Source organism: Delftia sp. S65, assembly GCF_016516495.1.
GTDB lineage: Bacteria > Pseudomonadota > Gammaproteobacteria > Burkholderiales > Burkholderiaceae_C > Comamonas > Comamonas acidovorans.
In genome coordinates, this window is record NZ_JACVUR010000055.1 from 19,836 (window position 1) to 34,142 (window position 14,307).

General features: G+C 63.4%; 14 protein-coding genes and 1 pseudogene. 13 read left to right on the forward strand and 2 right to left on the reverse strand.

Going from position 1 to position 14,307, the window contains the following annotated elements; translation table 11 throughout:
• The first annotated feature begins 45 nt into the window (after nt 1-45).
• The 6 genes from IAE24_RS27135 to IAE24_RS27160 all read left to right on the forward strand — a co-directional run bounded on the left by IAE24_RS27135 (nt 46) and on the right by IAE24_RS27160 (nt 5,960).
• Nucleotides 46-1,146 (forward strand): hypothetical protein, encoded by a 1,101-nt coding sequence (locus IAE24_RS27135; protein WP_199961185.1) that lies wholly within the window; start codon nt 46-48, stop codon nt 1,144-1,146.
• A gap of 70 nt (nt 1,147-1,216) precedes the next feature.
• Nucleotides 1,217-2,509: a phage capsid family protein gene (locus IAE24_RS27140; RefSeq protein ID WP_199961184.1), complete on the forward strand. Its 1,293-nt coding sequence runs from the start codon at nt 1,217-1,219 to the stop codon at nt 2,507-2,509.
• 73 nt (nt 2,510-2,582) lie between these two features.
• Nucleotides 2,583-3,059: a hypothetical protein gene (locus IAE24_RS27145; RefSeq protein ID WP_199961183.1), complete on the forward strand. Its 477-nt coding sequence runs from the start codon at nt 2,583-2,585 to the stop codon at nt 3,057-3,059.
• Nucleotides 3,060-3,135: 76 nt separating this feature from the next.
• Nucleotides 3,136-3,603 carry a hypothetical protein gene (locus IAE24_RS27150; protein ID WP_199961182.1) on the forward strand — a complete coding sequence of 156 codons (468 nt, stop codon included), beginning with the start codon at nt 3,136-3,138 and terminating at the stop codon, nt 3,601-3,603.
• Between the two features lies 1 nt (nt 3,604).
• Nucleotides 3,605-4,276 carry a phage adaptor protein gene (locus IAE24_RS27155; RefSeq protein ID WP_199961181.1) on the forward strand — a complete coding sequence of 224 codons (672 nt, stop codon included), beginning with the start codon at nt 3,605-3,607 and terminating at the stop codon, nt 4,274-4,276.
• A gap of 10 nt (nt 4,277-4,286) precedes the next feature.
• The gene (locus IAE24_RS27160) at nt 4,287-5,960 is read left to right on the forward strand and encodes a hypothetical protein (RefSeq protein ID WP_199961180.1); all 1,674 of its coding nucleotides are present in this window, start codon (nt 4,287-4,289) and stop codon (nt 5,958-5,960) included.
• A gap of 3 nt (nt 5,961-5,963) precedes the next feature.
• Here the strand turns inward: IAE24_RS27160 and IAE24_RS27165 are convergent, their stop codons facing one another.
• Nucleotides 5,964-6,638 carry a hypothetical protein gene (locus tag IAE24_RS27165; protein WP_199961179.1) on the reverse strand — a complete coding sequence of 225 codons (675 nt, stop codon included), beginning with the start codon at nt 6,636-6,638 and terminating at the stop codon, nt 5,964-5,966.
• 250 nt (nt 6,639-6,888) lie between these two features.
• On the opposite strand from IAE24_RS27165, the gene IAE24_RS27170 reads away from it, so the two are divergent.
• Genes IAE24_RS27170 through IAE24_RS27180 form a run of 3 tightly spaced genes read left to right on the forward strand, consistent with a single transcriptional unit; the run spans nt 6,889 to nt 8,189 of the window.
• Nucleotides 6,889-7,347 (forward strand): hypothetical protein, encoded by a 459-nt coding sequence (locus tag IAE24_RS27170; protein WP_199961178.1) that lies wholly within the window; start codon nt 6,889-6,891, stop codon nt 7,345-7,347.
• Nucleotides 7,344-7,736, forward strand: coding sequence for a hypothetical protein (locus IAE24_RS27175; protein ID WP_199961177.1), 393 nt, complete (start codon nt 7,344-7,346; stop codon nt 7,734-7,736). Before IAE24_RS27170 ends, IAE24_RS27175 begins: the two co-directional genes overlap by 4 nt.
• A 12-nt stretch (nt 7,737-7,748) precedes the next feature.
• A complete protein-coding gene (locus tag IAE24_RS27180) occupies nt 7,749-8,189 on the forward strand; it encodes a hypothetical protein (protein ID WP_199961176.1) in 441 nt (146 codons plus the stop codon).
• 571 nt (nt 8,190-8,760) lie between these two features.
• On the opposite strand, the gene IAE24_RS30770 is transcribed toward IAE24_RS27180, so the two are convergent.
• Nucleotides 8,761-9,111 (reverse strand): KTSC domain-containing protein, encoded by a 351-nt coding sequence (locus IAE24_RS30770; protein WP_442778797.1) that lies wholly within the window; start codon nt 9,109-9,111, stop codon nt 8,761-8,763.
• 57 nt (nt 9,112-9,168) lie between these two features.
• Here IAE24_RS30770 and IAE24_RS27190 point away from each other — a divergent pair, with 57 nt between their 5' ends.
• The 4 genes and pseudogenes from IAE24_RS27190 to IAE24_RS27205 form a co-directional block, all read left to right on the forward strand.
• A complete protein-coding gene (locus IAE24_RS27190; RefSeq protein WP_199961174.1) occupies nt 9,169-9,456 on the forward strand; it encodes an H-NS histone family protein in 288 nt (95 codons plus the stop codon).
• A gap of 164 nt (nt 9,457-9,620) precedes the next feature.
• Nucleotides 9,621-9,887 (forward strand): H-NS histone family protein, encoded by a 267-nt coding sequence (locus tag IAE24_RS27195; protein ID WP_199961173.1) that lies wholly within the window; start codon nt 9,621-9,623, stop codon nt 9,885-9,887.
• Between the two features lie 44 nt (nt 9,888-9,931).
• Entirely contained in the window at nt 9,932-10,132 is a 201-nt protein-coding gene (locus tag IAE24_RS27200; protein WP_199961172.1) for a hypothetical protein, read from the forward strand.
• Between the two features lie 101 nt (nt 10,133-10,233).
• Nucleotides 10,234-14,307: pseudogene (locus IAE24_RS27205) on the forward strand (hypothetical protein); the annotation flags it as partial.

The following is a 14,307-nucleotide window of genomic DNA, read 5'->3' on the forward strand; positions in this document are numbered from 1 at the left end:
CTTCAAACAGGCCCGGCCGGATAGCCGGGGATGTGGAGCACTTACATGCCGATGTCACCTGAGCAACTGCTCGAATCCGCCTTTGCAGGCCAACTGGATCTGGACGCGGATGCGGCCCAGACCGCCGAGGCCAGCAACGCCGCGAGCACTGCTACTCCCGCAACCGCCACCTCTGGTGCTGAGCAAGCTGCTGCAGCGCCTTCTCCCGCTCCTGTTGCAGCCCCCGCTGTTGCAGCAACCCCGGCTCCTGCACCTGCTGCAGGCGCGGCGCCCGCTCAGGATGACGAGCCGGCGGGCGCGCCCATCGCCAGCAAGTCGGGCAGCTACACGATCCCCTTTGAAAAGCTGGCCCAGGCTCGTTCCGAGCGTGACCAGTTCAAGGCGCGCGGCGATTCGCTGGAGAGCGAGAACGCTACCTTGAAGGCGCAGATCGACCAGCTGAACCGCAGCCAGCAAACCAATCTCGCTCAGGCCCAGGCGGATGCCGCGGCCCGCGAGCAAGCTGGCTCGGCGCCAACCTCTGCCGACAAGAACCTGGCCATTGCCCAGGCCGCCGCCTCCCAAGGCGTGGACATGACCCTGTTCGGCGACTTCTCGGAGGAGGGGATCGCCAAGGGCGTGGCTGCGCTGGTGGACCAGCGTGCTGCTGCACTGGTGGACGCGCGCTTGGCCCAGGCCATGCAGCCACTCCAGCAGCGCGAACAGCTCAGTGCCCAGCAGGCGCACGAAAACGCGATCTATGCGGCCCACGCCGACGCGGACGAAATTGCCGACTCTGCCGAGTTCAAGCAGTGGGTGGATGCCCAGCCTGCTTTCGCGCGCGCAGCCGTGGCCAATGTCCTGCAGAACGGTTCCGCTGCCGAGATCGTGGAAGTCTTCAGCACCTTCAAGGGTGCCCGTCCCACTGCTGCCCCTGCGGCCAGTCCGGCTGCTCCCGCCAATGCCGTGGACGCGGCCGTGGCAAAGGCGAAGGCTGATGCCGAGCAGGCTGTGCCGGTGAGCCTGTCCGAGCTGACGGGCGCGGCGGCTGGTGCAAGCGAAGCGGAGCGCGCGCAGGCACTGGCCAACAACCCCGCAGCGCTGCTCAACGTGATGAGCGGTATGTCATCGGCAAAGATCGATGCCCTGATGAACAGTCTGGCGTGAGCCACTGAAGCATTTTTGAAACCCGGGCCACCTCGTGATGAGGCAGCCCTCTCCCCAAGACGGAGGACATATGTCCGGAAAAACCAATGTGGCAACCGGTTCGCCGAATGCCCAATACGTCCAGGCTGCCGGGCTGTTCGCTCAGTCCATGCAGCGCAATTCGACGCTGAACCGCATGGTGGGCACTGTCCCCCAAGGCGAAGCTCACGTCAGCGCCGTGCTGAGCAAGCAGACCGCCACCGACATGCCCATCGTGCGCACGGTGGACCTGACGCGCGGTCACGGCTCCGAGGTGGAATTCCATTTCGTGCAGCCCACCAACGCCTATCCCATCATGGGCAACCGCATGGCCGAGGGCAAGGGCACGGGGATCGAGCTGGACAACGGCCGCGTGCGCGTGAACCAAGTCCGCTTCCCTGTGGACCTGGGCAACACGATGACCGATATGAATTCCCCTGTGGAATTCCGTCGCATCGGCCGACCCATTGCGCTGTCGCTGATGAACAGCTACCAGGACCAGCTGATGCTGACCCACCTGGCGGGCGCGCGCGGCTTTCAAGACGGCATGGAATGGCGTCTGCCGACCAGCGCCCACCCGGACTTCGCGGAATTCGCCATCAACGAAGTGAAGGCGCCCACGCGCAACCGTCACTACATCGCCGATGGCGACTCCATCAAGACTGTGTCTGTGAACGCTGGAGAGCTGGACATTGCCTCCACTGACGTGCTCGGCATGGACGTGGTGGACAGCATCCGCACGGTTATGGAATCCATCGCGCTGCCGCCGCCCGCCATCAAGATTCCCGAGGACAAGGTGGCCGAGGATTCTCCGCTGCGCGTTCTGCTGGTCTCGCCCGCGCAATACCACGCCTTCGCCCAGGACCCCGGCTTCCGCCAGTTCCAAGCGAACGCCCTGGCACGCGCGTCCAAGGCCAACAACCACCCCCTGTTCCTGGGTGAAGTGGGCCTGTGGAACGGCATCTTGATCTGCAAGATGCCCAAGCCCATCCGCTTCTATGCCGGTGACCAGGTGCGCTACTGCGCGGCCTACGAAACCGAGGTGGAAAGCACTTGCGTGGTGCCTGCGTCCTTCGGCACCACGCACGCGGTGGACCGCGCGATCCTGCTGGGCGGCCAGTCGCTGGCCCAGGCCTTCGGCAAGTCCAAGCACGGCGGCATGCCCTTCTTCTGGAGCGAGAAGGACTTCGACCACGGCGACAAGATGGAGCTGTTGATCGGCGCCATCATGGGCGTGTTCAAGATCCGCTGGCTGGTGTCGCAGGGCAACGGCAAGAAGCACTACACCGATCACGGTGTCACGGCCATCGACACGGCCGTGCGCATCATCGGCGAGCGCAACTGACGCGCCCCAGGGCGGGCGGTCAGCTGATCGCCTGTCCTCCGCTGAGTTCTTCACCATTTCATCGGAGGCCAACATGGCAACCATCACCAAAGTGCAGTCCTCCAGCAACCAGCTGGGCGCGACGCCGTGGGGCAACCTGAGCGCCCTGCATTACACCCTGGCCACCAACGCGGCCGGCGCGGCCCTGGGCGGCGACATCCTGACGCCCGCCATTCAGGGCACGAAGATCCGCCTGGGCCTGCTGCCCGCTGGCTTCAAGCTGATCGACAGCCTGGTCGTCGTTGCCGTTGGCATGACGGCATCCGTCACCGCCAAGATCGGCTTCGAGTATGCCGACGGCGTGGATGTGCCGGCCGTGCCCCAGGACGACGACTACTTCGGCGCAGCCGTGAACCTGGCCGCCACGGCGCGCCTGCGCAATGCCACTGCCAACCCGGTCATCACGCTGACCAAGGATGCCTACCTGATTCTCACCGTGGGCGGCGCGGACAACGCCAAGGCCAGCGCTCTGGATGTGGTGGTGCTGGGCGTCCCCGAAGGCGTGGCCTGATCGAAGCCGCGCTCGCGGCGATGAACCATGCAGCAAGCCGGCCTGTCCGGCTTGTTTCACATGAATGGAGCGAATCATGAAGTTCGACAAGCTGGAATACACGGGCAAGAAGCCCTATCACGACCGTCACGCTGCTACCCATTGGGAGCCTGGCGATACCAAGCTGGTGCCCGAGGCCGTCGCGCGCAAGCTGCTGCGCTTCGTGGAGTTCCGCCGCGCGCCCGTCGATCAGCAGCAGGCAGGGCAGCTGCAGCCTGCCGACCAGCAGGACCAGCAGGACCAGCAGGCGCAACAGCCTGACACCACGCAGGCGCAGGACGACGCAGCGCTCCAGCAGGCACAGGCCGCCCAGCAGCAGGCAGAGCAACTGCAGCAGCAAGAGCGCGCGGCCACCGAGGCCATGCTGCTGACCATCGAAGGCATGGACAAGGGCGCCCTGGCCGAGTACGCCGCAAAGTACGAGGTCAAGCTGGACGCGCGCAAGGGTGAAATCAAGATGCGCGCCGAGGTGGCCAACCTGATCGAGCAGTTCGGGGCTCGCTGACATGAACCTCAAAGACCTGATCGCGCGGTTCCGGGTTGCGGCTGATGATGAGGTCGAGACCTATCGGTGGACCGACAAGAAGATCACCATGTGGCTGAACGACGCGGTGGCCGAGGCCGCGGTGCGCGGGCGGCTCCTGCTCGAATCCAGCCTGCCGGGCATCTGTCGCATTGCCGCCAAGGACGGGCAGAGCACATATCAGCTGCATCCGGCGCTGTACGAGATCACGCACCTGTCCTATGCATGCGACGGCGCGAGCGAGCCGCAGCAGCTGGACCTGGTCTCCACGGAATGGCTGGATCGCAATCAGCCCGGGTGGCGCCACAAGCGCCTGGACCGCGTCCGCTGGGCCGTCCAGACCGAAGGCTCCATCCGTCTGGTGCCGGCCCCGCCGCGCGACGGCCAGATCTTGCTGGAAGGCTACCGGCTGCCATTGACCGAAATGCGCTCGGGGGCCGACGTGCCCGAGATCCACGCCTTCAGCCACGACAAGCTGGTGCTCTGGGCGCTGTATCGCGGCTTCTCCCAGCCCGACTCCGAGGCCTTCGACCCCACCCGTGCCGAGTTGTCCGAGCGCGAGTTCTCCAAGTATTTCGGCCGCCGCCCCGATTCCGACCTGCGCCGGGAGACGCGCGAAGACGTGCCACACGTCACCGAATCCATCATTCTCTGAAAGGCCCGCCATGTTCGGCTTTCATCCTGACAAGAAGGCGCCGCCGGCGCCACAGCCCAAGCTGGGCTTTCGTCCACGCGGCCAGCAGCAGAGCGCGGCGCTGGCTCAGGCCCAGAACCAGGCACCCGACTCCATCCCCGCCATGGTGAAGCCGGGCGAGTTCGTCCTGCCACCCGATACCGTGCACGCCATGGGCGGTGCTGGCGCGCTGCAGGCAGCCGTCGATGCCACCCACACACCGTCTGCCGCGGCGCCCAAGGTGCCGCGCGGCTTCAAGCCCGAGGTGTTCTTCGATGCCGGCGGCGATGTGGAGGAGCAGCGCCGCCGACAGAGCCTCAATTCCCCTGGCAGCACATTCCCCGGCAGCCGCCTTCAGGGCGATAGCGGATCCAGTGGCATGCCCAGTACGCAAGCCGCGCGCATCGCCGCGCAGCCGACAGTAGCTCCCGCACCTGCTGCTGACAAGGTCGGCGGATTCGGCTACCAACAGAACAACCAGGAGGTCGGCCAATCGATCAAAGACTCCTGGAACCAGGGGAACTACGGCGAAGCTGTGGGGAAGACTGTTGCAGGCACCGTCGGCATGGTCACCACCCCGATCATTGATCTCGCGGCTCGCGGCACCTCCGCTGCGTGGGACGGCGCCAAAGGGTTTGGCCGTGGATTGGTGGGTGCTGATGACAGCCCCCAGGCGCCGAACGCGGCCCCTGCTGCTGTCAAGGCTTCTGCACCTGCCGTCACGCCAGGTGCTGGAGCCACGGCAGCAGCCCGCACGGCAGCTCCGTCGAGCAGCTTCTCCGCTGTCAACGAGTATTCGCAGGCTCCCAGCACGGGGGGGCCGCCGACCGCGGGACAGGCATCGCAGGTCTCTCCCGGTGTCTTCCGCTCCGGCAACAGCTACGGCGACAGCGAGCAGGCCGCCATCCTGGGTGCCGAGCCGCGCGGCCTTCCGTCCTGGCGCAACCAGAACGCAGCCAACAACCTGGCAGGCCAGCAGCAGGCCGAGTCCATGGGCCGCGTGCAGGCCGCCATGGCGCCGCCCCCCACATCGCCCGTGCAGCGCGTGGCCATCATGGGCTCCGGGGACGCACGCGGCTTCCGCCGTGCCAGCAACCTCCGCGCATCAGATCGCGGCGACCTGGCGCGCCTGCAGGAAGCCCAGCGCTACGACACCCGCCTGGGCTTCGCCGCCGGCCAGCAGCAGCTGGAGCGTGACCGCATCGCAGCCGACACCTTCCGCACAGCACGCGGCTTCAATGTGGATCAGCAGCGCCTGGACACCGAGCGCCGCCTGGCCGATTCGGAAATCACGGCGCGCGGCTTCAAGTCGCGGGCTCAGCAGCAGGAAGAGCGGCTGCGCAATACCTTCCTTGATCCCAACGCAACGCCGCAGCAGCGTCAACAGGCCCAGCAGTCCCTGCGCGCGATCAGTGGCGAAGCGGAGCAGTCTCCCTGGAAGGTCACGGTCACGCCAGCGACGAAGAATGCGGACGGGTCAACAACCCAGGGAAGCATCATTCGGCACAACGGTGTGACGGGAGAGGTTCAGCAGGTGGATGGGGGTGGCGCAGCACAGCCGTCGGCAAATCACATTGCTGCGTTGCGCGCCAATCCTGGACAAGCCGCGCTGTTTGATGAGATTTATGGGAAGGGCGCCGCGGCACGCATCGTTGCATCCCGGTGACGGCTACCGCGGCAACAAATCCTTGCCGTAGTTCGGATCTGAGAACGGGTTTTGAGGTTGATGAGGCGGCGCGTTGCGCATCACCTCATCGATCTCGCTCCTCGAAGACCTGAATTCTCTCAGCACCCTGACCACATCGGCCGTGGAGCCCTTGGTCAGGGCCTGCTCCCGCGCCTTGTCCTGCGTCACCCACGCCCAGAAGTCCTTGCGCGCGAACAGCGCATCGGCATCTGGGTGCGCGGCGTAGATCTTCCGGTAGTGCGTCTCCAGCTTCAGGAGGTCGGCATCAGTCTTGACGGCCGGGTGCTGCGCGCGAATCTCAGCAGGCAGCGGATACCGCTCGCACATGTCCGTCGGGCCCGCGCTCGGGCTGTACAGGCACCCGCACGCGCGCATGATCATCCCTGCCGCCGGCTGCCAAGAGGTGTCGCGCGCCTTGTCCAGCGTGCACTGCTCTGGTGACTTCGGGCCCAGCAGGCCACGCCCTGAGCCGCGGCGGACCTCGAAGAACTTGTCGGGGTGTTGCTGGGCACACAGGCTCAGCGCGGCAGCATGGGCCGGCGCGTTCTTCACCCCAGGAAGCTTGTCCAGCAGGCAGGTGGCGTAGTCCGTCGCAAGGGCAGGCGTCCCTAGCGCGGCCAGAGCGGCGGCGGCCAACAACATCTTCACAGCTCCCATAGCCCCTCCTGTTTGCTGGACTGCATTTGCCTGGCGACAACTTATTGCAACTATCATCGGGCAACAGTGTACGGAACCATTCCTTTTTTGCTCAATGTGAGGTCTGCACGCAATACGAGCCATCGATAGCTGTGCCACTCCACTGCACCATGAAATTCCTAACAATTTGTAAAATTTGGCTTATGATGGTTGCTGGTGCTCATCCTTTTGGGATGGGTGTGGAGTATTTTTTGGTCAAGTTAATTTGATAATGTCTGCAACACCAATCACCAAAAAAAATACTGCTGGCGCAGAAGAAAAGCTTTGGACATGGGTACATTTTTCATTAACTTTGCCGATATTGGTTGCCTTCGGCGTCTGGTTTTGTGTGTATTTGGCTGGTTTTGAAAACTCGTTTGCGCACAACTTCGGATCGGGCGATCTTTTTTCAATTATTGCCATGATGTTGCTCTTGTTGTCGCAGGAGATAAACTTGCTGCCACAGCGTAAGGTAACGGGTTTGCTTGCCCACATGAAGTCGTTGTCTTTGGTTTTTTTGGTTATCGGATGGGTGCTTTTTGGTTTTTTTAGAGGCATGTTCTATTTGTATTACCCAACTATGGCAGATAAGGGCTTGGCGATGCTGGAGGGGGTTTCGTATATTTCCTCTGCCTTGCTTCTTGGGATTGCTTCTTTGTGTTTGCTGGCTAGACTTAGGATGTCAAAATGATTGATGTCATACTGGTTTACTTCGTAAATATTCTGGCATTTTTATCGTTTGTATTTTTGACCTTCTGCATAAGAGAACTTATTATTGAGTTGCGCAATCGTTCGTTGGAACGTAGATTAAATAAGTATGTTCACACGTTTGCTAAAAATGATATTGGTAAACTAAAGATCATTCCATATAATAGGCTAACCGAGTTGCGAATATCTTCAGGCGCCTCTGATGGAGGGTTTGCATTTGGAGTTGCGCTGGCCGTAGAACAAGTGTATGGCTTGAACTTGGCATTTAATGTGCTGTCGAGGTCAGCGGCAGTATTATTTGATTATTCAAATAATAGGTATGTTCAAAAAGAAAGAAATTTTGAGCGCGTGCCTCGTTTTCAGATTTGCTAAATGAGGTGGGACATGGGTGAAAAACAAAACATGCTTTGGCTTAATAAAATCGGCAAATTTCTCGAAAATGAAAATTTGTCTTTCGAGCCTTATAAAAAGCTGCCTGCATTCTCTTTGGGTTTTAAAGGGGATGAGGGTAGAATAAATATGCTTATATTTACTTCGGCGGATCAGTCTGAGGACCAGCCGTCATATGTTGTAATTATTGCATACATGCCAATTCCAATTGATTACTCCCGTATTGGCGATATTTTGCCCTGGATAAATGAGAAAAATTCCAGATTTACAACGGGTAATTTTGAAATCAGACCTGAAGATGATCAAGTTATATTTAAATTGGGTACGCGAATCTGGCCAGGATTCCAGGCAGATCATCTGAGGCTATTAATAGATATGGCTGCCACAGAGGCATACGACATTGCGCCAGAACTCATGAAATTTGCAAAACTCTAGCTATATTGTGTTTCACCTAAGAAAATTGCGCACTCCACGGTATCGCCAACAGTAACTGCGTAGCTTCTGGGGGTAGATTGGGGAGGCAGCCATGCTAGTTGTCACTCGCAGGCCGTTCGGGGCAGCCGTTCATCGCGTCTCGCCATCCATCTCTCCTCTTGCGAGCAAGCTTGCTTGGTAAGGCCTAATCACCTGCGCCGAGGTTCTGAACTGTGAGGTTTGGCGCAACATCATCTGCTCCGTCCCTCGGCTAGGGTTCGCTAGCGGCGGCCCCTGTGAAGAGACTGGGGCATGGCACATCTCCCCATCCTCATCCTCTCTGGCGCGCTGGTCCTGGCGCTTGTCTTGGTTTGCGTAGCCCTGGGCGCGGCGCATCGAGCGAGGGCTGCGGCGCGGCGGGCTGAAGCAGGCGCGCGGCCAGCCGACGCCGACCTGGCCTATGTGTGCGACGTGCTGCTGCTGGCGCGCCGTGAGCTCGACTTCCACGGCGGCTGCGTGGTCACCGACCGGCCTGACTTACCCCTGTCGCCAGACACCAGCTGGACCGTCGATTTCTCCAGGGCGCGCGCGGCTATCGACGTCGCCATGGATTTGCTGGAGCGCGCGGCTCCCCGTACTGGTGATGAATGCTCTGCTGAAAGTACCTGCCTGCCGACTGGGCCGCTTTCAACTCGGACCAGATATGTTCCGGCACCCTCGGGTAGTCGTAAACCCGATCCGGGCTGTTCTTGAACCATAGGCGCAGTAGGTGTGTCGAGGGATCGTAGGACCCCTTCAGCAGCGCGTCGGACTCAAAAAAGGCGTGCGACTCCATCGGTTTCGCCCTCTGGGGATGGTTGTGTAGGAGTAACCATCGTAGCCCGAGAGGGTTTTTTCTTGGCGGGCTCAGAAAGTGTGGTTGCTTGCATTTGCAGACGACCATATGCCCGCTTTATGTGACTAGAATGCAAATCGCTAGCATACAACCGATGAAAAAGCCATGACACCCGACTACAAAACGCTTCTCCAGCAAAAAGCAGAGCTCGAAGCACGCATTGCTGAAATCCTGAAGGTCGAAAAGGCCGACGTGATCGCCAAGGTCCGCGCCTTGGTGGCCGACTACAACCTCACGGCAGACGACGTGTTCAGCTCGGGCAAACGCAAGTCGCCCGTCAGTGCAGGCGTGGCCAAGTACCGCGACCCCTCCACTGGCGCCACCTGGACCGGCCGGGGCAAGCCGCCGAACTGGATCAAGGACGCTGTGGACCGTACTGCCTTCGAGATCTGACCCGCAGCCCGCAGTCGCGGGCTTTGTTCTTTCTGGGCCAGATCTCATGCAAGGCACGCTGTTTGCCGGTCATCGGCATGGCGCACGTGCCTCTGAGGAGTAGCCAACCTCTCTCAGCTACCACGGTGCGGAACGTTGCAGAACTTGGCCGGAGCACTGAAGACATGTCCTCGAAGTACAAAGCCCTTATGCGGGAGCGAGCAGCATTGGATGCAAAGATCGCTGAGTACTATGGCGCCAGGAAACTTGATGCGATTGATGACGCCAGGAAACTGGTGAAGGATCACAATCTCAAGCCCGACGACTTGTTTGTTCCCAACAAGCCTGCAAACGTGCGGTACCGGAATCCCAAGACAGGTGAGACTTGGACGGGCCGTGGCCGAGCTCCTCGGTGGATCGAAGGCCGAGACCGGAAGCCTTTCGAGATTTGAACGACAGTCAGCCATGAGTGGGCTTTCCATGCCACCATCGCGCCATGACTCCAACGCCCCTGCTTCAATTCACCAGCGTCCGCACGAGCGTTGTGGGCGGCAAGACGCTCATCGGCATCAAGCACACTGCCAAGACATCGGCAGGCCTACCCGTGACGACCACCTGGGTCGATATGCCTCCCGAGGATGTTGAGCGGCTGATCAAGACGCTGCAGGACACGCTGGCCGAGCTGGGCCGCGAGTAGCCGGGCGCCTCGGCCTCACGCACAAGCCCCGCATGTCGGGGCTTTTTCACGCCCCCGGCTAGGGTTCGACCGCCCCCGCACCTCTCCTTGAGAGTGGGGGGATGGCACAGAATCCGTTCTCCGACCCCAACTACGGCACCACCGCGCCTGGCGCCAAGCCGCCCTCCAAGAATCCTTTTTTGGATCCTGACTACGGCAAGGAGCCAGCCGGCCGCAGCGCCACCGACTACGTCCGCGACGCGGCAGCGTGGGCAGCCAAGGGCGCCGTGGCCGTGCCCGAAGCTGTGGTCGGTCTTGCCGACATCGCAACAGGCGGGCGCGCGGGCAAGCTTCTGGAGAACGAGGGTGGTGCTGTCGGCTTCCGGCCGAAGCAAGCGCGCGAGGCCATCAACGAATGGCACTCTGACGCCACCAAGGAAGCCCAGCGCAAGTTCCAGGAGGCCGAGGGCCTGGGCGGCAAGTTCCAGGCGGCCCTGGAGAATCCTTCCAATATCGTCGGTGCGGTTGTTGAATCGCTGCCTGCCATGGGTGCGGGCGGCGTGGTGGCGCGCGGGCTTGGCGCGGCGACGCGGCTGGGCCAGGCTGGTGCCAAGGGTGCTGCAGCAGCTGGCGCGCTGGGTGAGGGCATCGTGGGCGCGGGCTCCGCGGCCGAGCAGATCCGCCAGGAATCCGAAGATGGACTGCTCTCGCCGGGCCAGACGGCTGCAGCGGCTGCCACGGGCGCGGCCACGGCCGGGCTGGGGTATGCGGGCGGGCGCGTGGCCCAGCGCCTGGGCATCGGGGATGCCGAGACCATGCTGGCCCAGGGCAACAAGGGCATTGCCAAGCAGTTTGCCGACGACGCGGCAACGGCCGCCGCGAATCCGCTGGTGCAGCAGCGCGCTGTCAAGAGCATCCCGGCGCAGGTGATCCAGGGGGCGATTTCCGAGGGCTTCCTGGAGGAGTTGCCGCAGTCGGTTGCCGAACAGATCTTCCAGAACCTGGCCCTGGGTAAGGACTGGTCCGAGGACGTGGACACGGCGGTGGTGCTGGGCACCCTGTCGGGCGCGGCCATGGGCGGCGGCGCGGCGGGGTATCGGGCGGCGCGCGAGCCCCGCGTGCCTGCAGGCCAGCCCGGCGAGACTCCTACAGCGGATCAGCCCGGGGCCGAGCAGGCCGCGGCCGGCGCACCTGGTGCTGCTGGTCCTGCCGAGGGCGCAAGTGCCGAAGGCGCCGCCACGCCACCGAATGCCGGCTTGGAGACCATGCGCAGGGAATTCGAAGCCCGCATGTCGCAGCTGCAGCAGGAAGAGGGCGGGGAGCCACAGGTGCCGCAGAGCACGCCGCCCGATGGCGCGGCCGCGCTGGCCCAGCAGCGCGCTCAGGAGCAGGCCCTGCGCGATGCCGAGATGTCCGCGAACCGGGCCGTGCAATCGCCCGATGACGAGATCCTGCAATCCACGGGCGCGGCCATGCCGCCCTCGCGCGCCATGGGCCTGGACCCTGCCGCCGGCTCTCTGTCCGCAGCTGCTGCCTTGGCCGTGGATTCCGGCGCGGCAGCCCAGACCCAGCAGGCCGATGCCTTGGCGCAAGCCGCCGAAGTTGCCGCCCGTGCGCCAGCCAAGAAGAAGGCCACCGAGCGCCAGGTCACCGCAGACCCTGCCACCGGCGAGATCGAAGGCGGGGCCCTGGCCACCTGGACGGACGAGGACCTGTCCAACGGATTCCGCTCCGCCCAGGCAAAGAACGTGCGCCTGCAACTGGCCCGCGAGCTGGCCCGGCGCCGCGCCGAGCGCGACCAACAGGCTGCTGCGCCTGCCCCTGCAACCACATCCACCACCCAGCAAGGAAGCATCGATGGCACACAAGCCGATCAAGCCCAGCCGCCGCGCGCGGAATCTTCGCCGGCAGCAGGAGCGCAAGGAGCGCCGGTTGCAGGTTCTGCAGCTGCGCAGGAGCTGACCGATGGCACCACCTCGTCTCAGCACGATGGCGCGCAAGCAGGTGCAGCGCCAGGCCCGCAGGCTCAAGCGCCGATCCAAACACCTGTCCAACGAATCGACGCCGGGCGCGCGGCCTGGGCCAGCATGCCCGCCGCAGAGCGCAAGGCCTTGGCCGGACGGCTTGAGGGCCTGAAGCCAGTCATCCGCAAGGCGCTCCCCGGCGCCACGTGGGAGCGGCTGAATGTGGACCTGCAACGCAAGATCGCGGACGCCATTGCGCCGCAAGGAGCAATCGATGATTCAACCGCACCTGCAGTACGGCTGGCAGATGAACGCCCAGCAGGCCCTGCGGCTACTGCGCAGGCTGGGAGCGGTCAGCCGGCAGGACGCGCGCCAGATGCGCAGCCTGCTGGGCCGCGAGGTGGCGGTGCCGGACAGCCTGCTGCCGGGGTGCAATCTGCTGTACCTGGCCGAATTGGCGCCAGCGAACAGGCTGCCACTGTAGCGCCTGCTGCTGCACCAGCGCCCACGGCGGGCGAGCAGCAGGCCCAGGCCATCGCTAAGGAAGGGAACGACGCACGGCGCGCTCAGCTGCTGGCCGCCAGCGAGCGCTGGACCAAGATGTCGGCGGCCGAGCGCCAAGCTGTGGCCAAGGGAGCGAAGGGGCTGAACGCCCCGGCGCGCGCATCCTCCCACTCGCGGGCATGGGCTGACCTGGCGCCCAAGGTGCGCGAGAAGCTGGCAGCCGCCATGCCCGATGCTGCTGCAGCACCTGCAGCACCTGCAGCACGCACGCTGCGCACGCCCGCTGGCGTCCAGTACCAATCGCGCGGCGAAGATGTCCCGAGCAAAGGTCTGGCAGTGGCAAACCTTGGCAACGATGGCGTTGTGTATGTGGGGAAACCCAACTCGATGCATTTCGTCGTGGCCGAAAAGCACACAGCGCAGGCCGGCGGCTTTGCCGAAACAGGGTTCGTTACGCCACAGGGCGAGTTCCTGGATCGCGAGCAGGCACTGGCCTGGGTGGATGCCAATGAAAAATCGGTGAAGCCTTCTGAAAATATGGCGCGCGGACTGGATGCCTTGGACTATCGGGAGCAGGTGCCGGAAAGTGCCCGAAGTGCTGGGACGGATCGCATCGATGTCGCGGCCAAAGAGGCTGCCACGAGCCCTGCCAACGACCTGCCCCAGCCCACTGAAGCCCAGAAAGATGCTGGCAACTACCGCAAGGGCCATGTGCGCTTGAACGGCCTGGACATCAGCATCGAGAACCCGGCCGGCAGCCGTCGCCGTCCTGAATGGCCGCCGCTGCAGAGCCACTACGGCTACATCAAGGGCTCTGTGGGCGCGGACAAGGACCATGTGGACGTGTTCATGGCCGACCGCGCGAGCGACCCGGACCTGCCGGTGTTCGTGGTGGACCAGGTGAACCGCGATGGCTCGTTCGATGAGCACAAGGTGGTGCTGGGCGCGGCCGACGAGGCCGATGCGCGGGCCACCTACCTCGGCAACTATGAGAAGGGCTGGACGGGCCTGGGCGCCATCACCAAGATGACGCAGGACGAGTTCAAGGCCTGGGTGCGGGATCCTGCGAAAACGAAGAAGCCCGTCGGCACGCTTCGCGGCGCAGCGCCCGCGCCGGCCCCCAAGAAGCCTCGCGGCATCCTGGCCAAAAAGGCTGCAGCCGAGGAAGCAGCCCGCGCTGCCTATTACACCCCGGGCAATATCTTGAAGAGCTATGGCGGCGGGTTCGATCGCGTCGTCTCTTACACGCCTGCAAATGCTGATGGCGTCTGGAGCGTGACCGTTCGGGAGGTGGAGAAGCAGGGCTCTGGCTGGGAAGATGTGCCGGGCGTGCGCGAGCGCACCCATGCCACGCCGCCCAGCGCGCGCGAATTGAAGGCCGGCCCGGTGGAGCGCACCGAGGAACTGCCATTCCGGCGCGGAGAGGCAGATGCCCAGGGCCTGACCGATGAACAGATGGCCAACCTGCTGCGCATCATGCGACCCGAGCCGGCAGCCTTCTCCGATGCGGCGCGGGCCCAGGCTGTGGGACAGGTGCGCCAGACGGTCGACGCCATCCGCAAGGGCTGGAGCAACGGGCCCGAGGTGGTGGTGGCCTTCGACATGAACGATCCGGCAGTGCCCGAGGCGGCGCGGCGCGCGGATTTGCGCCAGCGCAGTGGCGGCGCCGCGGGCGCGCCCGCGGGCGTTTTATGGGGCGGCGAAGCCGAACTGCTGGCCAGCCCGCTG